Source organism: Ornithinicoccus sp. (assembly GCF_057176825.1).
In genome coordinates this window covers 532,113-551,790 of the sequence record NZ_CM169976.1, presented here as the reverse complement: position 1 = coordinate 551,790, position 19,678 = coordinate 532,113, and the positions used below count along the sequence as shown (strand labels likewise).

Below are 19,678 nucleotides of genomic sequence, written 5' to 3'. Positions count from 1 at the left end.
TATCCCGCCCCCGCGGATCGTGGCCCGAGGACTGTCCTGCCCTGATGTCTTCCGGCTCCGGACCCGACCCGAGGAGGACGGCATGATTGCCTTCGTAGTCGCCCACGCGGTGGCCGCCCTGCTGGCGCCCACCTTCGTGCGGCTATGGGGCAGCAAGGCCTTCCTGGCCCTCGCCGTCGTCCCCACCGTGACCGCGGGATGGGCGGGGTTGCAGGCCAGCCGGGTCGCCGGCACCGACCCGCCGACCGAGATCTTCCGGTGGGTCGACTCGCTCGGCATCCAGCTGGCCTTCCGGATGGACAGCCTCGCCTGGCTGATGACCATGATCGTCAGCGTCATCGGCGCGCTGATCCTCATCTACTGCGCCCACTACTTCCACGACAAGAGCGTGGGCCTGGGGGGTTTCGCCGGCTATCTGACCGCCTTCGCCGGCGTCATGCTCGGCCTGGTCACGACCGACGACCTGATCACGCTCTACATCTTCTGGGAGCTCACCAGCGTCCTGTCCTACCTGCTGATCGGGTTCAACAGCCAGAGCACCACCAGCCGCGGCGCCGCCAAGCAGGCGCTGATCGTGACCACCTTCGGCGGCCTGGCGATGCTGGTGGGGATCGTGCTGCTGGGCGAGAGCCAGGGCACCTACCGGATCAGCGAGCTGCTGGAGAACCCCGGGTCCGGTCCCGTGATCACCGCCGGTGTCGTGCTGGTCCTGGTCGGCGCGCTCAGCAAGTCGGCACTGATCCCGTTCCACTTCTGGCTGCCGGGGGCAATGGCCGCACCGACCCCGGTCAGCGCCTACCTGCACGCCGCGGCGATGGTGAAGGCGGGCGTCTACCTGGTGGCCCGGCTCGCCCCCGGGTATGCCGACCTGCCGGCCTGGCAGGGCATGGTGCTGGTCCTCGGTGGCGGCACCATGCTCATCGGCTCCTACCGTGCCCTGCGGCAGAACGACCTGAAGCTGCTCCTGGCCTACGGCACGGTCAGCCAATTGGGGTTCATCACCCTGATGGTGGGCACCGGCACGCGCGAGGCGGCGCTCGCGGGGCTGACCCTGTTGATGGCGCACGCGCTCTTCAAGTCCTCACTGTTCCTGGTGGTCGGCACCATCGACCACGCCACGGGGACCCGAGACATCCGGCGGCTCTCCGGCCTGGCCCGCAAGGCCCCCTGGCTGGCGGTCACCGCGACGCTGGCCGCGGCCTCCATGGCCGGGCTGCCCCCGCTGGAGGGCTTCGTCGGCAAGGAGGCGGCCTACGCCGCGCTGCTCGACGGTGAGACCACCGTCGACACCATCAAGCTCGTCGTGGTGATCGCCGGATCGATGCTCACCTTCGCCTACAGCGCCCGCTTCGTCTGGGGCACCTTCGGCAACGAGGTGAAGCCGGACACGGAGCCGGCCACCTGGCACCGGCCGGAGCCGTTGCTGGTCGCCGTGCCGGCGCTCCTCGGCTTCGCCGGGCTGGTCTTCGGGCCCCTCGCCGAGCCGTTCGTCGAGCCCGCGTTGTCCCCGTATGCCGAGTACTGGCCGGAGGGTGCCCACCCGGTGCACCTGGGGCTGTGGCACGGGCTCAACACGGCGTTCCTGCTCACGGTGGTCACCTGGCTGGTCGGTGCCGCCCTGTTTGCCGGCCGCAAGCCGGTCGGCAAGTTCCAGTCGGCACTGCCGCGCCCGGTGGACGCCGGCAACCTCTACCAGTTGGTGATGCGGGGAATCGAACGGCTGGCGCTGGAGGTCACCGGTGGGTTCACCCGTGGCTCGCTGCCCTCCCTGCTGGGCACCATCCTGGCGATGCTGGTGCTGCTGCCCGGCATCCAGCTGCTCCGGGGTGTCACCTGGCCCGAGGAGATCCGGCTGTGGGACAACCTGGCGCAGCCGGCGGTCGCGCTGCTGATGTTGCTGGCGGCCCTGGCGGCGACGCGCGCCCGGCGCCGCTACCGCGCGGTCTTCCTGCTCGGCGTGACCGGCTACGGCACGGCCATGATGTTCCTGCTGCACGGGGCCCCCGACCTGGCGCTGACCCAGGTGCTCGTCGAGACGGTGACCCTGGTGGTCTTCGTGCTGGTGCTGCGGCGTCTGTCCGGCAAGTTCCCGGACGACCCGTCCGTGCTCACCCGGCAGATGCGGGCCCTGCTCGGTGTCGGGGTCGGCGTGGTCGTCGCCGGGGTGGCGCTCACCGCCTCGGCGGTGCGGATGCACTCCCCGAGCGGCGAGGGGCTGGTGGAGAGCGCCTACGAGTACGGCGGCGGCAAGAACATCGTCAACGTGATCCTGGTCGACACCCGTGCCTGGGACACCATGGGCGAACTGTCCGTGGTGCTGGCGGCGGCGACCGGCGTCGCCAGCCTGGTGTTCCTCCGCGGGGACGCGGTGGCCCGGGTGCGCAAGCAGATCCGGGCGTCCTGGCGCAGCCGCTCCGGCGGCACCCAGCCACGGGGGCAGGTCCCGGCCGGGGCCCCGGGGACGCACCGCCGGTGGCTGGCCACCGACGGTGAGGCCGTCGCCCCCGAGCGGCGCTCCACGATCTTCGAGGTGGTCACCCGGCTGATCTTCCACACCATCGTGATCTGGTCGGCCTACCTGCTCTTCTCCGGGCACAACAACCCCGGCGGCGGCTTCGCCGCGGGCCTGGTCTGCGGGCTGGCGCTCGCGCTGCGCTACCTGGCCGGCCGGGGCTACGAGCTGCGGGTGGCCGCCCCGGTCATGCCCGGTCTGCTGCTGGGCAGCGGCCTGTTCCTGGCTAGCGCCTCCGCGCTGGGCCCCATGCTCTTCGGCGAGGCCGCCCTCACCAGCTGGGTGTTCGACATACCGATCCCGCTGCTCGGCAGCATCCACCTGGTCACCACCCTCTTCTTCGACGTGGGTGTCTACCTGGTCGTCGTGGGTCTCATGCTCGACATCCTGCGCAGTCTCGGGTCGGCCCTGGACGACCAGATCACCGCCGAGGACGAGGCCCGGGAGGAGGAGCGCGTATGACCCCGAACCTGACCTACGTGCTGCTCGCCTCCGGAATGATCGGCTGCGGTGTCTACCTGTTGCTGGCGCGGTCCATCGTGCGCGCCCTGGTGGGTGTGGTGCTCATGGGCAACGGGATCAACATCCTGTTCCTGGTGGCGTCCGGCCCGGCCGGGGAGGTGCCGATCCTGGGCGAGGGAGACGGCGGCGCGATCGTGGACCCCGTCCCGCAGGCGATGGTCCTCACGGCGATCGTGATCACGCTCGGGATGACGGCGTTCGTGCTGGCCCTGGCGCACCGCTCCTGGCAGTTGGACCGCAGCGACCTCTACTCCGATGACCCCGAGTCCTCCCGTATCCACCAGAAGGCCGAGAGCAACGACATGTCCGACTCCCCCTCCGCCGAGGAGGCCGCCGCGGCGATCGCGGCGGACGTCACGGAGTCGGAGTCGGAGGAGGCCGAGCTGGAGCCCGACTTCGACGCCGAGGTCGGCGCCGAGGGCCGCGCGGAGAGGGGGGAGAAGTGAACGACCTCTCCTGGCTGGTCCCGATGCCGGTCGTGCTCCCGCTGCTCGGTGCCGGTGTCACCCTGGCCGCCGTGGGCCGCACCCGCGTGCAACGGCTGACCAGCATGACGGTGCTCTCCGCGGTGCTACTCACCGCGGGGGTGCTGCTGTGGGCCGCGGACCAGAACGGCCCGCAGGTGATGCAGGTGGGCGGCTGGGCCCCCACCGAGGGCATCGTCCTGGTCGTGGACCGGCTGGCCGCCCTGATGGTGATCATCTCGGTGATCTGCACCATGGGCGTGCTGCGCTACTCCATCGGGCAGGGGCGGTCCTCCTTCGACGACGAGTCCGACGGGCACGCGCCGCTGCCGATCTTCCACCCCACCCTGTTGGTGCTGTCGGCCGGCGTGTCGACCACCTTCATCTCCGGCGACCTGTTCCACATCTACGTCGGGTTCGAAATGCTGCTGGCGGCCAGCTTCGTGCTGCTGACCCTGGGCGGCACCAGGCCCCGGGTGGCCGCGGGTGTCACCTACGTGTTCGTCAGCCTGCTGTCCTCGATGGTCTTCCTCATCGCGATCACGATGGTCTATGCGGCCACCGGCACGGTGAACCTGGCGCTGCTGGCCGAGCGGTTGCCCGAGCTCCCGACCGATACCCAGATCGTGATCCACCTGTTGCTGATCCTCGGGTTCTGCATCAAGGCGGCGGTGTTCCCCATGTCGGGCTGGCTGCCCGACTCCTACCCGACGGCCCCGGCCCCGGTGACCGCCGTGTTCGCCGGGTTGCTGACCAAGGTGGGCGTGTACGCGCTGATCCGCACCCAGACCCTGCTCTTCCCGGACGGCAAGCTGGACCAGTTGCTGCTCTGGGCGGCGTTGCTGACGATGCTCGTCGGCATCCTCGGTGCGGTCGCGCAGGACGACATCAAACGAATGTTGTCCTTCACACTGGTCAGCCACATCGGTTACCTGTTGTTCGGGATCGCGCTGGGGTCCCAGGCCGGGCTGTCCGCCGCCATCTTCTACGTGATGCACCACATCACGATCCAGACCACCCTGTTCCTGGTGACCGGTCTGATCGAACGCGTCGGGGGCAGCTCCGCAGCCTCCAAGCTGGGCGGCCTGGCGCGGGTGTCCCCGCTGCTGGCGGTCCTCTTCTTCGTGCCCGCGATGAACCTGGCCGGTATCCCGCCGTTCTCCGGGTTCCTGGGCAAGGTCGGCCTGATGCAGGCCGGCGCGGACGACGGCTCCTGGCTGGCGCTGCTGGTCGTCGCCGGATCGGCCGTGACCAGCCTGCTCACCCTCTACGCCATCGTGCGGGTGTGGGGCCGGGCGTTCTGGGGCAAGGCTCCCGAGGGCCTCGGCGGAGGCGGCCCGGTCCGTGGCGGACACCACCAGGCGCTGGAGACCGGCCTGGTGCTGCCCACCGCCTCCCTGGTGGCGGTCGGCCTGGCGCTGACGGTCGTCGCCGGGCCGCTCTTCCAGATCACCAGCCGGGCGGCGCTCGACCTGTTGGTCCGCACCCCCTACCTGACCGCGGTGCTCGGATCGGCGGGTGGTCTGTGATGGCACGTCGTTCCCGGGTCCAGTGGGGCCCCGCCCTGTGGATGACCCTGGTGTGGGTGATGCTGTGGGGCGAGCTCACGGTCGGCAACATCGTCGGCGGCGCGATCGTGTCGGTCGCGATCCTCGTGATCTTTCCCCTGCCCCGCCTCGCGGTCGACGTGGTGGTGCGTCCCTGGCCGCTGATCGTCCTGCTGGTGCGCTTCTTCTCCGACATGGTCTTCGCCTCGGTCCAGGTGGCCTGGCTGGCGTTCCGCCCGGGCAAGACGGTCCGCGGCGTCGTGGTGGACCTCCGGCTGCACGGGCGCAACGAGCTGCTCCAGACGATCACCGCGGAGATGGTGGCGTTGGTGCCCGGCACGCTGGTCATCGACCTCGACCGCCGCACCGGCATGCTCACCCTGCACGTGCTGGACATCACGACCCGGGCCCAGGCCGAGCGGGTCCGACGGGCCGTGCTGGCCCAGGAGGCGCGGGTCCTGCGGGCCTTCGACCGGGACCCCGGCGCGGTCCACGAGGCCCACGCCAAACGGGGCAAGGAGCCCAGGCCAGGAGGTGCCCGATGATAGCGATGACCTGGATCACCGGCGGCCTGCTCGCGCTCGCGGCGCTGCTCACCCTGATCCGTGTGGTGACCGGCCCGAGCGTGTTGGACCGCGTGGTGGCGACCGACGTGCTGGTCTCCATCGTGATCTGCTCGCTCGGGGTCTACGTGGCCGTCAACCCCGGCTCGACCGCGCTGCCCATCCTGATCTCGCTGTCCCTCGTGGGCTTCATGGGGTCGGTCGCCGTGGCCCGCTTCGCCGCCACCGACCGGGACTACCCGGTGGAGTTCGAGCAGTCCGAGGACGGTGATCCGTCATGAGCTTCGCCGAGATCGCCGACACGGCCGGGATGATCCTGCTGCTGGCCGGTGCCGTGTTGTGCCTGTCCGCCTCGGTGGGTCTGCTGCGCTTCCCTGACCTGCTGACCCGGATGCACGCGGCGACCAAGCCCCAGGTGCTGGGGGTGTTGCTGGTGCTGCTCGCCGTGGGCTTGCGCAGCCGGTCGGGCCTGGACGTCGGGATGCTCGTGCTCGTGGGCTTCTTCCAGCTGCTCACCATCCCGGTCGGGGCGCACATGGTCGGCCGGGCCGGATTCCGCACCGGTCAGGTGGCGCCGACCGACGTGCACCTGGGTCCTCCGGAGGACCACGCTGCCCCGGGGGACCACACTGCCGCAGAGGACCACAATGCCCCCGAGGGCCGGGGCCACGGGGGCGACCGGGAGCGCCCTGCGGACTGACCCGGGGCCCGGTGGACTTGACCACTTCTTCACCGAACGTATGCCTGCGCGGTGTCGAACTGTGCCGTGATCCTGGGCAGGATCGAGGGGTACGGATCGACACGAAACGACTGTCAGGCAACAGGGGGCGGCGGGTGCTGCCCTTGACGCAAGGAGAGAGAACCCCATGAAGCGAACCCTTACGGCGCTGTCGGGTGCCGCCCTCATCGCGACCTTCGGCCTCGCCATGCCCGCCAACGCGGACCTGGTCACCCGGTGCATCGGCGAGGGTGGCCCCGTCACCGTGCCGGGCGACCTGGTGGTCCCCGCCGGCCAGTCCTGCACCCTCGACGGCACGATCATCGAGGGCAACGTGCGGGTAGCGCCGGGCGCCGACCTGGTCGGCTCGGGGGTGACCGTCGCCGGCAACGTCAACGTGCAGGGTGACGCCTACCTGGACCTCACCGACTCCCAGGTGGCCGGCAACGTGGCCAACCGTGAGGGCTACGGGGTCTACCTCGACGACTCCTCGGTGAACGTCTACAACGGCATCGGCGCGAACCCCGACACCTTCCTGTCGGCCATCGGCAGCACGTTCAACGGCCGGGTCGCCGCCACCAGTGGGGCGTTCCAGCTGGAGAGCTCCACGGTCAGCCGGGCCGTGCAGGTGTCGGACGCCTACTACGCCGACCTGCTCGACTCCGTGGTCGGCGGCACAGTGAGCGTGAGCGGCGCCGAGTACGGCTCCCTGGTCTGCGGCAGCGAGGTCGACGGCGACGCCGCCTTCGCCGACAACGACTACGGCGTCCAGCTCGGCGCGACCGGACCGCTCGGCGAGTGCGACCTGGGCTCTGCGGTCTGGGGCGGCAACGTGGACGTCTCCGGCACGACCGGTGACGTGCAGGTGGTGGACAACATCATCCGCGGCGACCTCAGCGGGGAGGGCAACGACCCGGCTCCCGTCGCCTCCGACAACCGGGTGCGCGGCGAGCTGCTCGGCCAGTTCGCCGAGGCTCCCGCCGCCCAGACCCCCCGCTTCGGCACCAACAGCGACCGCGCGGCACAGCAGGCGCGCATCGACGTCGACGACGCCCGGGAGCAGCGCGTCGGTGAGGCACGGGAGGCCGCGGAGGCCGCCGGCCCCGCCGACCTGTGACGCGCCGCTAGCAGGAGACACGGCACGCCGCCGGTGACGGGGAGCACCCCGTCGCCGGCGGCGTCGTGTCCACACCCCCCGCTCCCCGTGGGGAGGCCGGCCGTTAGCGGATCGCGCCGACGATCATCCACACGTCGCTGCGAGAGCGCCACCAGAGCCCCACGGCGCGCAGCGCCATGAACCCGTTGAACGCGATCCACAGCCCGACCAGCCCGGTCGTGCCGACCAGGTCCAGCCACAGCAGCACCCCGACCATCGGCAGGTAGCCGAGCAGGCACACGGTCTGGGCGACCGCCAGCCAGCGGGCGTCGCCGGCCCCGATCAGCACGCCGTCCAGCACGAATGCGACGGCGGCGACCGGCTGGCCCAGGGCCACCACGATCAGCGCGGCCGCCAGCGCCGCGTGCACCTGCGGGTCGTGCGAGAAGCCGAGGGGGATGATCCGGTGCCCGGCGATGATGAGCACGGCCAGGATGAGCCCGAACCAGACACCCCACCGGATCATCGTGCCCATCGCCTCCCGGGTGCCGGCCACGTCGCCGGCGCCCAGCGACTTGCCGGTGATCGCCTGCCCCGCGATGGCCAGCGCGTCCAGGGCGAAGGCCAGGGCGGTCCACACCGTCATCGCCACCTGGTGGGCGGCCAGCTCCGCCTCACCCAGCCCCGCGGCATACCAAGTGGTCACCAGGAGCGCGGCCCGCAGCGCGAGCGTGCGCACCAACAGGGGTATGCCGTCCAGCGCCGACCGCAGCACCCCGCCCGGGTGCAGCGACAGGGGGGCACCCAGCCGACGGGCGCCGGCGACGACCACGGCGCACAGGCCGATCGCCATACCGGATTGCGCGATGACCGTGCCCCACGCGGCCCCCGCGATACCCATCCCAACCGGGTGGACCAGGAGGAAGGACAGGATGGCGTTGGCGGTGAAGCCGACCACGGCGGCCACCAGCGGGGTGCGGGTGTCCTGCAGGCCGCGGAGCACCCCCGTGGCAGCGAGCACCACGAGCATGGGCGGTATGCCGAGGGCCGAGATCCGCAGGTAGGTCACCGCCTCCCCCCGCGCCCCCGGGCCGGCCCCGAAGAGGCCGACCAACGGGTCGGCCCACAGCATGATGACCGCGGCGGCCCCCGCCCCGAGGATCAGCGCCAGCCAGATGCCGTCGATCCCGGCGGCCAGCGCACCCCGCTCGTCCCCCGCGCCGAGCCGGCGGGCGACGACCGCGGTGGTGCCGTAGGCGAGGAACACGAAGATGTTGGCCGCCGTGAGGAGCACGGCGCTGGCGACACCCAGCCCGGCCAGCGATGACGTGCCCAGATAGCCGACGATGGCGGAGTCGGCCAGCAGGAACAAGGGCTCTGCCACGAGCGCCAGGAACGCCGGGAACGCCAGGCGCAGGATCTCGCGGCGGTGGTCGGTGGGCACGAGGAAGAGCCTAGGACGTGCCCGGAACTTTCTTGCCTCCACACCCGGTGGACGAGAAACCTGCAGGTCAACAGGCAGGTGTCCGGGGTGACGCACGAGTATCCACACCCATGTGCACAACCTGTGCACTGAGGGTCCCGGAGTTGCCCACACCCCGTCCACAGGCCGGTCCACAGGACGGCTTGGGGGTTGTCGGGCGAGGCCCTACTGTGGTGCGAATCCCCTCACCGGTGCGAGCGACCGGCCTGTGGACAGCCGGGACGCGCGCTCTGTCGGTGGGGGATGGTTGTGTGTGGACGCAGGCGGAGAGGGAGGCCGGATGTCGCTCAGCGAGCTGGACCACGGGATGTACTCCGACGTGCCCGACGGTCCGCCCGACGAGCGGGTGCCGCCCCAGGACCTGGCGGCCGAGCAGAGCGCGCTGGGCAGCATGCTGCTGTCCAAGGACGCCATCGCCGACTGCGCCGAGGTCGTCAAGCCCGTCCGACTTCTACCGGCCCAACCACGAGACGATCCACGAGGCGATCGTCGACCTGTACTCCCGGGGCGAGCCGGTCGACGCGATCACCGTCAGCGACGAGCTGAGCAAGCGCGGCGACCTGGGTCGGGTGGGGGGCACGGCCTACCTGCACCAGCTCATCGCCGCCGTCCCGACGGCGGCGAACGCCAGCTACTACGCCGAGATCGTCGCCGAGCGGGCCATCCTGCGTCGCCTGGTCGAGGCGGGCACCCGCATCGTGCAGATGGGCTACGCCCAGGGCGGCGGCGATGTCGAGGACATCGTCAACCTGGCCCAGTCCGAGGTCTACGGGGTCGCCGAGAAGCGGGGCGGTGAGGACTACACCATCCTGGCCGAGCTGCTCGAGCCGACGATGGACGAGATCGAGCACGCCGCCGGCAGCTCCGGGGAGATGACCGGAGTGCCCACCGGGTTCACCGACCTGGACGAGCTGACCAACGGTCTGCACGGCGGGCAGATGATCATCGTCGCGGCGAGGCCTGCAGTGGGAAAGGCGCTCGCGCTGGACACCCGGCTGCCGACCCCCACCGGCTGGACCACGATGGGCGAGGTGGCCGTGGGCGACCAGTTGCTGGGTGCCGACGGGCATCCGACGACGGTCGTCGCGGCGACCGAGGTGATGCACGGAAGGCCCTGCTTCGAGGTGGAGTTCTCCGACGGGTCGGTCATCGTCGCCGATGCGGAGCACCTGTGGCAGGTCTCGGTCGACCAGCGGGCCCCCGCGACGCTGACCACCGAGCGGGCGCGGTCGCTCCTCGGCGGCGGCGCGACGGTCGTGGTTGACCGCCCCGACGGCCGGCTCGGTGCCTTCCAGTGGAAGATCGAGGCGATCCGCGAGGCCGCCTCGGTGCCCGTTCGTTGTGTCCAGGTAGACAGCCCGGACCATCTCTACCTCGCTGGCACTGCGCAGATCCCCACGCACAACTCGACCTTCGCCCTGGACATCGCCCGGTCCGCCTCGATCAAGCACAACATGGCCACCGTCGTCTTCAACCTGGAGATGGGGCGCACCGAGATGACGATGCGCCTGTTGTCGGCCGAGGCGAAGATCCCGCTGCAGCACATGCGCAAGGGCACCTTGCAGGACGCGGACTGGCAGCGCATCGCAGAGACCCAGGGGCGCATCCACGGGGCGCCGCTGTTCATCGACGACAGCCCCAACATGTCGCTGATGGAGATCCGGGCCAAGTGCCGCCGGCTCAAGCAGAAGCACAACCTCAAGCTGGTCATCATCGACTACCTGCAGCTGATGAGTTCGGGCAAGCGGGTGGAGTCCCGCCAGCAGGAGGTCTCCGAGTTCTCCCGTGCGCTGAAGCTGCTCGCCAAGGAGCTCGAGGTCCCGGTCATCGCGCTGTCGCAGTTGAACCGCGGTCCTGAGCAGCGCACCGACAAGAAGCCGCAGATGAGCGACCTTCGCGAGAGTGGTTCGATCGAACAGGATGCTGACGTCGTGATCCTGCTTCACCGCGAGTCGCTGTATGAGAGGGAGTCGCCTCGCGAAGGTGAGGCGGACGTGATCGTGGCCAAGCACCGCAACGGCCCCACCGACACGATCACGGTGGCGTTCCAGGGGCACTACAGCAGATTCACGAACATGGCCAACAATTTCTGATCAGATGTCGAGATGCAGTGAAGTTCGCACAACCGACGGTCTATGTAACATGAACCTCGCCTTATAGAGTTTTCTATTTCCGCGTCACTGTGTTTAGAGCACTGCAAGTGACCTGCTGCGGAGTGTGTGCTGCTGGGTCATGCTCACCAGGTGTCAAAGCTGCAGCCGAGGCTGCAAGAAGGCGATCAATTCCAGGAACTGTCTGATGTGTTAAGTCTTGGACGTGCGTGGTTCACATAGTTGTGGTCGGCAAGTAGCAGGTCGCTGTCACCGCTCATCGGCTGCCTGCTCTTAGAGGGTCGGTCCAGGACGCAACGGCGTCACTCGTGATGGGCGGGAGGGTTACGGTGCTTTTCGCGCGGGCGGCGCGGATGCCGTTGAGGATGACGATGACCTCGGCGATCTCGTGGATCAGCACGACGGCGGCCAGGCCCAGGACGCCGGTGATGGCCAGCGGTGGCAGCGCGGCGATGATGAGCAGCGACAGGACGATGTTCTGGTTGACGATGCGCCGTCCGCGTCGGGCGTGGGCGATGGCCTGGGGCAGCAGGCGCAGGTCCTGGCCGGTGAAGGCGATGTCGGCGGACTCGATCGCGGCGTCAGAGCCGGTGGCTCCCATCGCGATCCCGACGTCGGCGGCGGCCAGGGCGGGGGCGTCGTTGATGCCGTCGCCGATCATCGCGGTGGGCCGGCGGTCGCTGAGCTCGCCCGACGGCGGCGGACTTGTCCTTCGGGCCGCAGCTCGGCGCGCACGTCGCGTGATGCCGGCCTGCGGCCGCCAGGGCGCGGGCGGTGCGCTCGTTGTCGCCGGTGAGCATCGTGACGCCGATGCCCTCGGCCCGCGAGGGTCGTCGATGACCTCGGGGACCTCGGGACGCAGCTCGTCACGCACCCCGATCGCCCCGGCGACCGCGCCGTCGCGGTGGACGACGACGACGGTCATCCCCTGCGGTCTCCAGGTCACGGACCCGGTCGGTGAGGTCGCCGGGGTCGACCCAGCGGGGGCTGCCGACCCGCGACTACGGCGCCGTCGACGGTGCCGTGTGATTCCGTGGCCGGCGTCTCCTCGGTGGTGCCCGCGGCCGCGGGGATGTCGGGGGCGGCGTGCGGTGATGGCGGCGGCCAGCGGGTGGGTGCTGTGCTGCTCCAGCGCGGCGGCCCAGGCCAGGACCTCGTCGCTCGGTGACGCCGGCGGCGGTGACGACGGCGGTGACGGTGGGCTGGTTGCGGGTCAGGGTCCCGGTCTTGTCGAAGGCGACGTGCCCGATGCCGCCGAAGCGTTCGAAGACGGCACCGCTCTTGATGATGACGCCGAACTTGCTGGCCGCGCCGACCGCCGGAGACCACGGTGACCGGCACCGCGATCGCCAGCGCACACGGGGAGGCGGCCACGAGCACCACCAGGGCCCGGGTCGATCCACGGTCTGCGGGTCACCGAGCCAGGGAGCCGATGAGCGCGACCAGCGACGGCCAGGACCAGGACCCCGGGCACCAGCGGGCGGGCGATGCGGTCGGCCAGCCGGGCGCGTTGCCCCTTCTCGGCCTGGGCCTGCTCGACCAGGCTCGACGATCGGTGGTCAGGGAGTTGTCGGTGCCGGGCGCGGTCGCCTCGACCTCGCAGGACCCCGGCGGTGTTGATCGGCCCCGGCCGACACCTCGTCACCGGGGCCGACCTCGACGGGGATGGACTCACCGGTGATCGCCGAGGTGTCCAGGCTGCTGTGCCCGGTGCGGACGATGCCGTCGGTGGCGATGCGCTCACCGGGCCGGACCAGCCATGACCTGTCCCCGACGGCCAGCGTCACGGGCCGGGACGCGTCGCGCTGTGGCCGTCGCGTGAGGACGGTGGCGGTCTGGGGCACGAGGCTCGAGCAGCGCGCGCAGTCCCGGCACGCGCCCGGTCCATCGCCCGGTCCTCCAAGGCCTCGGCGATGGAGTAGAGGAACGCCAGGGCCGCGGCCTCCTCGACGTAACCGAGGATGACCGCGCCGGTGGCGCTGATCGTCATGAGCAGCGCCGATGCCCAGCCTGCCCGGTGGCGCAGCTCGCGCAGCGCACCGGGGACGAACGTGGAGGCCCCGAGCAGCAGCGCCGACCCAGAACAGCACCAGCGCCGCCGCTCCGGGGCGCCGGACCACTCACAGGCCAGGCCCGGCGACGAACGCGACCCCCGAGGCGACGGGGATCAGGACCGGCGCGGTCAGCGCCACCACGGGGTCGTCGCTCGTCTCGTCGACTCGCGTCGGGTCGGCAGGCTCCGTCGACACCGCAGCGTGGGTGGTCATGCTGCATGCCCACGGTCCCGCTCGTGGCAGCAGCCGGGCACCGTGCACGCGGCGTCCACGCACGGGGCGTTCTCATCGACGGCCAGGGTGACCTCCACCAGCGCGGTCAGCGCCGCGCGCCAGGTGGGGGTCGGCGATCTCGTAGCGGGTGCTGACGCCCCTCCGGCTCGGCGACGACGATGCCGCAGTCCCGCAGGCAGGCGAGGTGGTTCGACACGTTCGGTGCGGGTCAGGTCCAGGTCGCGGGCGAGTACTGGCCGGGTAGCCGGGGCGCTCGCAGCAGCGTCAGGAGGATGCGGGAGCGGGTCGGGTCGGCCATGGCCCGGCCCAGCCGGTTCATCACGTCCAGCCGCGAAGCAATAGTCAGCATGTACTGACTATACAGCGAATGCTGACTAATCGGCAAGCGGGCTGTGCTTCTTGCGTCAACGAGGTGACTGCATGCCCGCCCTCCTCGAGCGAGCGCCCATTCATCGCGGCGCGTCCTGCGCGTACTCGTCGCAGGCGGGCCCGAACTGCTCCCTCAGCGCTCGTCCTTCCGCGGGGACCTGGACCCGGTCCATCAGGAGGGCGAAATCTCTCCTGGCACGAGCACGGGCCAGGTCGAGCATCGCGGCCCCACGCGATCAACTTTGGACTGACCCCCAAGTTAAGACACGCTCGTGCGAGGTTTCACCGGGTCGCCTATTGCAGCGGCACTACTCTGCACAGCGCTCAGCTGCAGGCACTCGTTGTGCAGGGTTAACGGGCCCATCGCAATCGAGGGTGTAGGCGAGGCTTGAGCCGGGGCCGGGGGTTGGGCGGCGCGTCGGTGCGGGATGAGGGTCGAGGTCTTCCGATGATGGGAGTTCTCACACCGCCCATCTGGAAGACCTCGACGTGCACGACGCTACCTTCACTACTCCTGACTTGACGACCTTCACTGGACTGGGTGGCCTTGGTCTGGAAGTCACCGGACAACGCCTCGAACCTGACCAGGCGGTGCTGACCTGCCGGCTCCTGGACCCGGATGACTGGTGCCACCAGTGCGGTTGTCAGGGCGTGCCGCGAGACACCGTGATCCGCCGGTTGGCTCATGAACCGCGCGAACAGCGCGGCCGGCGGGCGTACTACCGACCCAGCCCCGTACCCCTGAGTGCCGCAACTCGGGCGCTCTTGGGCGCGTGACCTCTCCCGCGACTGCCGTCTAGGAGTGAGGCCAGGGGGCAAGAGCCACGGGAACGACGCTGTAGTAGACCCAGGTTCCGCGGCGTTCGCTGTCGATGAGTCCCGGCCTCGCGCAGTTTGCGCAGGTGGTGGGAGACCGTGGGCTGGGAGACGCCGAAGTCGCCCAGGTCGCACACGCAGGTCTCCCCGGTGCGTGGCCGCGATCCGCGTGTAGAGCCGGAGGCGCACCGGGTCGGCCAGTGCCTTGAGCAGGGTCGCCAAGCTGCTCGGCCTGGGCTGTCGGCATGCCCTCGGCCGGCACGCAGCCCTGCGGCGCAGGCGGCGGCTGAGCGTCGCGGTCGGTGGCCGGGGCGGCAGCTGGTCATGCCCCTATATTGACAACTATCGAAAAAGGTTGCAAGGATAGGACACATCGACGTCCATCGAAACAGAGGAGTTCTCTCGTGGCATCAGCAGCCTTGCCCGTGGTCGTCATCGGCGCCGGCCCGATCGGCCTGGCGACCGCCGCCGAGCTGGTCCGCCGTGAGCAGGACGTGATCGTCGTGGAGCAGGGCCGGCAGCCCGTTGCGGCGGCGGTCCGGCAGTGGGGGCACGTGCGGTTGTTCTCGCCCTGGTCCGAGCTGACCTCGCCTGCCGCCGTCGCCCTCCTCGAGGACCTGCCGGGCTGGAGCCCACCCCGACCCGCACGGCATACCCCACGGGCGCGGACTGGGTGCGCGACTACCTCGACCCGCTCGCGGCGCGCTGCTGGGCGACCGAGTCGTGCGCACCGGGCGTCCGGGTGTCGCGGGGTGGCGCGTGCGGACCGGGACCTGCTGGTCGACTCCGGGCGGGATGACCCAGCCGTTCGTGCTCCACGTCCAGGAGTCGTGCGGACGGCTCGGCGCAGCGGCTCCTGGCGCGCGCCGTGCTGGACTGCTCCGGGCACCTGGGGAGCGCCCAACCCACTGGTGCTCGGAGGGATATCCCGGCCGCAGGGGTGAGTCCGCCCTGGCCGACCGGACTCCTCTATCGGCATGCCCGATCCGGACAGCCGCACCGGGACCAGGTTCGGTGGCTGCGGCTACCGCGGTGGTCGGGTCCGGGCGCCTCGGCGCTGACGGCCCTGATCGCGCTGACCTCGGAGCCGCTGCACACCCCGGACTCCCGCGTGGTGTGGGTGGTGCGCCGCGGCACGGTCGGCGGAACGCCTTCGGCGGGGGCGAGCTCGACGAGCTCCCCGCCCGTGGCGCGCTGGGCACCCGCGTGCGGGCCGCGGTGGACGCCGGACTGATCGAGGTGGTCACCGGCTTCCGTGTCGCCGCAGGTGCAGGACCAGGGCGCGGGTCCTGGCGCTTGCAGTCCACCGACGGACGCCGCCTCGAGGGGTTGGACGCAGGTCGTGGGTGCCACCGGGTTCCGGCCCGACCTGTCCTTCCTGTCCGAGGTCCGTCTCGACCTGGACCCCCGGCTGCAGGCGCCGGCGCAGCTGGCCCCGGGCATCGACCCCAACCTGCACTCCTGCGGGTCGGTGCAACCGCACGGCTACGACGTGCTCGCCCAGCCCGAGGGCGACCTCTATCTGGCCGGCATGAAGTCCTACGGCCGGGCACCCTCGTTCCTGGCGATGACCGGCTATGAGCAGGTGCGCTCCATAGCCGCGGCCCTGGCCGGCGATCTGGAGGCGGCCCGGGCGGTGGAGCTGAAACTGCCGGACACCGGGGTATGCGGTGGGGCCGGCCTGTTCGACGAGGAGGCCTCCGGCCAGGGCGGCTGCTGCGGGACGTCCTCCGGCCCGCAGCCGCTGACGCTGACCGGCCCGACCGGAGGGGTCCGATGACCGACCAGGCTGCCCGGACTGCCGGTGGTGCTCCGGCCCGACTGTCCAGGACGGACACGTATCTGCCCGTCTGGATCGGGATCGCGATGGTCGTCGGGCTGCTGCTGGGCCGGCTCGTTCCGGGCTTGGGCGGCTGGCTGGGCGCGGTCGAGATCGACGGTGTCTCACTGCCGATCGCGCTCGGTCTGCTGGTGATGATGTATCCCGTGCTGGCCAAAGTCCGCTATGACCGTGCTGGGCACGGTCACTGCGGACCGGCGCCTGCTGACCTCCTCGCTGGTGCTGAACTGGGTCATCGGCCCGGCATTGATGTTCACCCTGGCCTGGACCTTCCTGCCCGACCTACCCGAGTACCGCACCGGCCTGATCATCGTCGGGCTGGCCCGGTGCATCGCCATGGTCATCATCTGGAACGACCTGGCCTGCGGTGACCGGGAGGCCGCGGCCGTGCTGGTCGCGATCAACTCGCTCTTCCAGGTCATCGCCTTCGCCGGGCTCGGCTGGTTCTACCTCTCGGTCCTGCCCGGCTGGCTCGGGCTGGGCCAGGCCGACCCTCGACGTCAGCAGCTGGCAGATCGCCAAGTCCGTGCTGATCTTCCTCGGCATCCCGCTCCTGGCGGGCTGGGCCTCCCGGGTCTGGGGCGAGCGGGCCAGGGGCCGTGACTGGTACGAGGAGACCTTCCTGCCCACGCATCGGGCCCTGGGCGCTGCGGGGTCTGCTGTTCACCATCGTCCTGCTGTTCGCCCTCCAGGGTGACCAGATCACCTCCCGACCGCTGGGATGTCGCCCGCATCGCGGTGCCGCTGCTGGCCTACTTCGCCCTCATGTGGGGCGTGGGCTTCGCCCTCGGCAAGGGCCTGGGCATGTCCTACGCGCGCACCACCACCCTGGCTTTCACCGCCGCGGGCAACAACTTCGAACTGGCCATCGCCGTGGCGATCGCGACCTTCGGCGTCACCTCCGAGTCAGGCCCTGGCCGGCGTCGTCGGCCCGCTGATCGAGGTGCCCGTCCTCGTCGGTCTGGTCTACGTGTCCCTCGCCCTGCGTCACCGCTTCGCACCTCAGGAGGAACCCAGTGTCCGCCATCTCAGCTCACCAGCTGAGCCAAGCCGCCGACAGTCTCCCCAGCCTACGTCCGGACCGACCGTCGACGGACCTGGCCTACAAATTCGACGGCGTGTTCAGCCTCGGAGCAGATCCACCAGGCGGTCACCACGGCCCACACGGAACTGGCCGCGGTCTCCCGGATCCCGGACTACCTGCCCGTCCTGGTGGCCCGGCTCGCCCACGAACGCCTGACTGCGGCAGCGCAGGCCGCGGGACAGATCGTCAAGACCGTGCCGGAACTGCTCTTCGTCTGCGTCCACAACGCCGGCCGGTCCCAGCTCGCCGCAGCCCTCGCCGCGCACCTCGCGCCGGGGAAGGTCCACGTGCGCTCGGCCGGATCGCAACCAACTGGGGAGCTCAACCCCGCTGTCGATCGAGGTCCTCGCCGAGCGGGGCATCACCCTCACCGACGCCTACCCCAAACCCCTTTCCGGAGACGTCGTACGCGCAGCCGACGTCATCATCACGATGGGCTGCGGCGACGCCTGCCCGGTCCTGCCCGGCAAGCGGTACATCGACTGGGACGTGGCCGACCCCGCCGACCAGTCACTGGAGGTCGTCCGCGACATCCGCGACGATGTCCAACAACGAGTCAGCGAACTGCTCCGAGACCTCAACCTCTAACCACACCACCCCGAGCACCGCTCTACGGCGAGGAGACTCCCCTGTGAACACAGCCCAGCGTCCTGTTCGTCTGCGTGCACAACGCCGGCCGCTCCCAGATGGCGGCCGGCTACCTGCACCACCTCAGCGGCGGCCGCGTCGAGGTCCGCTCGGCCGGGTCAGCCCCGGGCGAGTCGATCAACCCGGTCGCAGTCGAGGCGATGGCCGAGGAGGGCATCGACATCTCCGCCAACAGCCCGAAGGTCCTCACCACCGAGGCCGTGCAGGCCTCCGACGTGGTCATCACCATGGGCTGCGGCGACGCCTGCCCGATCTACCCCGGCAAGCGCTACGAGGACTGGGCAGCTCGAGGACCCCGCCGGACAGGGCATCGAGGCCGTGCGACCCATCCGCGACGAGATCAGACACCGGATCCAGACACTCATCCACGAGCTTCTCCCTGCAGATGACCGCGCCTGACCTGGCCCAGGGGTCGGCCCTGGAGCCACCGACTGTTCTGTTCGTCTGCGTGAAGAACGCCGGTAAGTCCCAGATGGCCGCCGCCTTGGCGCGACACCACCACGGCCACGCCGTCCGTGTCCTGTCCGCTGGCACGCACCCCGGCGACCACCTGAAGCCCGAGTCCGTCGCAGCCTTGGAAGAGGCCGGAGCCACCATCGACGGTGAACACCCCAAACGGCCACTAGCGACCGTAATGCAACTACTTGGCTGACCGACGCAAGGCCGGGCAGCGACTGTCAGAGAGATACAGGAAGGCTGCCCGGCCGGTCAGTGGGCAACGGTCAAGGGCGACCGGCCGCCCATTAGCCCGGAGGCGTAGTTGATGCCGCTGATCTTGGAGCCGTCCCAGCTGGACCAGTCGCGAAGGGAGTGGATGACCTGCCCGTCCCCGAGGTAGATCGCCACGTGGAAGATGCCGGATGCGGAGCCGTTGTCGCTGTAGAACAGCAGGTCGCCACGTTGGATCTGCGAGAGTGGGACACGGTTTGTGGCATGGTACTGGGCCTCGCTCCCGTGCGGGATGCTGATTCCAGCAGCACTGAAGGCTGCCGTGGTGAACCCGGAGCAGTCATAAGCACCGCCGCTCTTGGAGCCCCAACTGTAGGGAAGCCCCAGGTTGGCCTGCGCCCAGGCGATGGCTCCCTCGCCTCCCTGACCTGCCGCCGGTGGCGCCTCAGGGACGACCGACTCAGCAGGTGCCTCCGACCTGGCCTCTGACCGACTGGCCGACTGGCCGTCAGCGCGTGAGCTTCCAGCGGAGACTCCGGCGCCGTCCAGGGACTCGCCACTGGCGCCCCAGGTTTCGTCGGTGGCGGTCTCGACCGGAGTTTCCGGTTCTGGCTCGGGGGTGACCCCGGTGAAGCCGAGGTCACCGAAGTGGGTGTGCTGACCATCGTCGGCGGGTGGGGCCGGGACTGCCTTGACTGGAAGATCTCTTCCAAGGTCGTCGGAGGCAACTTTCAGTGCCTCAACCAGGCTCGACCAACTAACAGCGGTCAGGTTCGCGACCTGAGCTCCCTGGAGCACCGGGAACTGGTCGATGCTGACAGCATCGACGGTAGTGATCGGGCTTGCCGGTGCAGCCGGAGCTGCGGCGCCGATCGTCGCGGCGACAAGCAAACCGGAGGCTGCCGCGGTGGCGGTTCCGGATAGGGGGCGGGGCAGGTTCAGCGGCGG

Annotated in this window: 20 protein-coding genes and 5 pseudogenes; 17 read left to right on the top strand and 8 right to left on the bottom strand. The window is 70.3% G+C overall.

Annotation, left to right across the window (positions count from 1 at the left end; genetic code table 11):
• Positions 1 to 82: 82 nt before the first annotated feature.
• The 7 genes from AC1QRC_RS03005 (at position 83) to AC1QRC_RS02975 (ending at position 7,443) form a co-directional block, all read left to right on the top strand.
• Positions 83 to 2,974 carry a Na+/H+ antiporter subunit A gene (locus AC1QRC_RS03005; protein WP_484205358.1) on the top strand — a complete coding sequence of 964 codons (2,892 nt, stop codon included), beginning with the start codon at positions 83 to 85 and terminating at the stop codon, positions 2,972 to 2,974.
• Positions 2,971 to 3,480, top strand: coding sequence for a Na(+)/H(+) antiporter subunit C (locus AC1QRC_RS03000; RefSeq protein WP_484205357.1), 510 nt, complete (start codon positions 2,971 to 2,973; stop codon positions 3,478 to 3,480). The genes AC1QRC_RS03005 and AC1QRC_RS03000 overlap by 4 nt, the downstream gene beginning before the upstream one ends.
• A complete protein-coding gene (locus tag AC1QRC_RS02995; protein ID WP_484205356.1) occupies positions 3,477 to 5,027 on the top strand; it encodes a Na+/H+ antiporter subunit D in 1,551 nt (516 codons plus the stop codon). The genes AC1QRC_RS03000 and AC1QRC_RS02995 overlap by 4 nt, the downstream gene beginning before the upstream one ends.
• Complete coding sequence (locus tag AC1QRC_RS02990; RefSeq protein WP_484205355.1) at positions 5,027 to 5,590, top strand: Na+/H+ antiporter subunit E; 564 nt, start codon at positions 5,027 to 5,029, stop codon at positions 5,588 to 5,590. The genes AC1QRC_RS02995 and AC1QRC_RS02990 overlap by 1 nt, the downstream gene beginning before the upstream one ends.
• A 5-nt stretch (positions 5,591 to 5,595) precedes the next feature.
• Positions 5,596 to 5,889 carry a monovalent cation/H+ antiporter complex subunit F gene (locus AC1QRC_RS02985; RefSeq protein ID WP_484205354.1) on the top strand — a complete coding sequence of 98 codons (294 nt, stop codon included), beginning with the start codon at positions 5,596 to 5,598 and terminating at the stop codon, positions 5,887 to 5,889.
• Positions 5,886 to 6,308: a monovalent cation/H(+) antiporter subunit G gene (mnhG, locus tag AC1QRC_RS02980; protein ID WP_484205353.1), complete on the top strand. Its 423-nt coding sequence runs from the start codon at positions 5,886 to 5,888 to the stop codon at positions 6,306 to 6,308. Before AC1QRC_RS02985 ends, mnhG begins: the two co-directional genes overlap by 4 nt.
• Before the next feature lie 166 nt (positions 6,309 to 6,474).
• Positions 6,475 to 7,443, top strand: coding sequence for a hypothetical protein (locus AC1QRC_RS02975; protein WP_484205352.1), 969 nt, complete (start codon positions 6,475 to 6,477; stop codon positions 7,441 to 7,443).
• A 103-nt stretch (positions 7,444 to 7,546) separates the two neighbouring features.
• On the opposite strand, the gene AC1QRC_RS02970 is transcribed toward AC1QRC_RS02975, so the two are convergent.
• Positions 7,547 to 8,908 (bottom strand): MATE family efflux transporter, encoded by a 1,362-nt coding sequence (locus AC1QRC_RS02970; protein WP_484205351.1) that lies wholly within the window; start codon positions 8,906 to 8,908, stop codon positions 7,547 to 7,549.
• Positions 8,909 to 8,976: 68 nt separating this feature from the next.
• Here AC1QRC_RS02970 and dnaB point away from each other — a divergent pair, with 68 nt between their 5' ends.
• Entirely contained in the window at positions 8,977 to 10,998 is a 2,022-nt protein-coding gene (gene dnaB / locus AC1QRC_RS02965; protein ID WP_484206562.1) for a replicative DNA helicase, read from the top strand.
• A 274-nt stretch (positions 10,999 to 11,272) separates the two neighbouring features.
• Here the strand turns inward: dnaB and AC1QRC_RS02960 are convergent, their stop codons facing one another.
• A complete protein-coding gene (locus AC1QRC_RS02960; RefSeq protein ID WP_484205350.1) occupies positions 11,273 to 11,941 on the bottom strand; it encodes a hypothetical protein in 669 nt (222 codons plus the stop codon).
• A 169-nt stretch (positions 11,942 to 12,110) separates the two neighbouring features.
• Here AC1QRC_RS02960 and AC1QRC_RS02955 point away from each other — a divergent pair, with 169 nt between their 5' ends.
• On the top strand, positions 12,111 to 12,350 hold the full coding sequence (locus AC1QRC_RS02955) for a hypothetical protein (RefSeq protein WP_484205349.1): 240 nt from the start codon (positions 12,111 to 12,113) through the stop codon (positions 12,348 to 12,350).
• A 225-nt stretch (positions 12,351 to 12,575) separates the two neighbouring features.
• Here the strand turns inward: AC1QRC_RS02955 and AC1QRC_RS02950 are convergent, their stop codons facing one another.
• The 4 genes and pseudogenes from AC1QRC_RS02950 to cmtR all read right to left on the bottom strand — a co-directional run bounded on the left by AC1QRC_RS02950 (position 12,576) and on the right by cmtR (position 13,653).
• Positions 12,576 to 12,803 carry a P-type ATPase actuator domain-containing protein gene (locus tag AC1QRC_RS02950; protein WP_484205348.1) on the bottom strand — a complete coding sequence of 76 codons (228 nt, stop codon included), beginning with the start codon at positions 12,801 to 12,803 and terminating at the stop codon, positions 12,576 to 12,578.
• Positions 12,800 to 13,006, bottom strand: coding sequence for a hypothetical protein (locus AC1QRC_RS02945; protein WP_484205347.1), 207 nt, complete (start codon positions 13,004 to 13,006; stop codon positions 12,800 to 12,802). The genes AC1QRC_RS02950 and AC1QRC_RS02945 overlap by 4 nt, the downstream gene beginning before the upstream one ends.
• 130 nt (positions 13,007 to 13,136) lie before the next feature.
• Positions 13,137 to 13,283 carry a hypothetical protein gene (locus AC1QRC_RS02940; protein ID WP_484205346.1) on the bottom strand — a complete coding sequence of 49 codons (147 nt, stop codon included), beginning with the start codon at positions 13,281 to 13,283 and terminating at the stop codon, positions 13,137 to 13,139.
• Positions 13,280 to 13,653, bottom strand: a pseudogene (gene cmtR / locus AC1QRC_RS02935) (Cd(II)/Pb(II)-sensing metalloregulatory transcriptional regulator CmtR). Before cmtR ends, AC1QRC_RS02940 begins: the two are co-directional and overlap by 4 nt.
• A 509-nt stretch (positions 13,654 to 14,162) precedes the next feature.
• Between cmtR and AC1QRC_RS02930 the strand changes: the two are divergent.
• A pseudogene (locus AC1QRC_RS02930) lies at positions 14,163 to 14,366 on the top strand (ISL3 family transposase); the annotation flags it as partial.
• Positions 14,367 to 14,392: 26 nt separating this feature from the next.
• On the opposite strand, the gene AC1QRC_RS02925 reads toward AC1QRC_RS02930, so the two are convergent.
• Positions 14,393 to 14,815: a helix-turn-helix domain-containing protein gene (locus AC1QRC_RS02925; RefSeq protein WP_484205345.1), complete on the bottom strand. Its 423-nt coding sequence runs from the start codon at positions 14,813 to 14,815 to the stop codon at positions 14,393 to 14,395.
• Between AC1QRC_RS02925 and AC1QRC_RS02920 the strand changes: the two genes are divergently transcribed.
• The 7 genes and pseudogenes from AC1QRC_RS02920 to AC1QRC_RS02890 all read left to right on the top strand — a co-directional run bounded on the left by AC1QRC_RS02920 (position 14,792) and on the right by AC1QRC_RS02890 (position 18,713).
• On the top strand, positions 14,792 to 15,433 hold the full coding sequence (locus tag AC1QRC_RS02920) for an FAD-dependent oxidoreductase (protein WP_484205344.1): 642 nt from the start codon (positions 14,792 to 14,794) through the stop codon (positions 15,431 to 15,433). The genes AC1QRC_RS02925 and AC1QRC_RS02920 overlap by 24 nt on opposite strands.
• A 398-nt stretch (positions 15,434 to 15,831) precedes the next feature.
• The gene (locus AC1QRC_RS02915) at positions 15,832 to 16,269 is read left to right on the top strand and encodes a hypothetical protein (RefSeq protein WP_484205343.1); all 438 of its coding nucleotides are present in this window, start codon (positions 15,832 to 15,834) and stop codon (positions 16,267 to 16,269) included.
• Positions 16,266 to 17,329: pseudogene (gene arsB, locus AC1QRC_RS02910) on the top strand (ACR3 family arsenite efflux transporter); the annotation flags it as partial. The gene AC1QRC_RS02915 and the pseudogene arsB, both read left to right, overlap by 4 nt.
• Positions 17,330 to 17,466: 137 nt before the next feature.
• Positions 17,467 to 17,682: pseudogene (locus AC1QRC_RS02905) on the top strand (three-helix bundle dimerization domain-containing protein); the annotation flags it as partial.
• 43 nt (positions 17,683 to 17,725) lie between these two features.
• On the top strand, positions 17,726 to 18,001 hold the full coding sequence (locus AC1QRC_RS02900) for an arsenate reductase/protein-tyrosine-phosphatase family protein (RefSeq protein ID WP_484206561.1): 276 nt from the start codon (positions 17,726 to 17,728) through the stop codon (positions 17,999 to 18,001).
• Positions 18,002 to 18,099: 98 nt separating this feature from the next.
• Positions 18,100 to 18,460: pseudogene (locus AC1QRC_RS02895) on the top strand (arsenate reductase ArsC).
• Positions 18,447 to 18,713: an arsenate-mycothiol transferase ArsC gene (locus AC1QRC_RS02890; RefSeq protein ID WP_484205342.1), complete on the top strand. Its 267-nt coding sequence runs from the start codon at positions 18,447 to 18,449 to the stop codon at positions 18,711 to 18,713. The pseudogene AC1QRC_RS02895 and the gene AC1QRC_RS02890 overlap by 14 nt, the downstream one beginning before the upstream one ends.
• Before the next feature lie 56 nt (positions 18,714 to 18,769).
• On the opposite strand, the gene AC1QRC_RS02885 is transcribed toward AC1QRC_RS02890, so the two are convergent.
• On the bottom strand, positions 18,770 to 19,621 hold the full coding sequence (locus tag AC1QRC_RS02885; RefSeq protein ID WP_484205341.1) for a C40 family peptidase: 852 nt from the start codon (positions 19,619 to 19,621) through the stop codon (positions 18,770 to 18,772).
• Between the last annotated feature and the right edge of the window lie 57 nt (positions 19,622 to 19,678).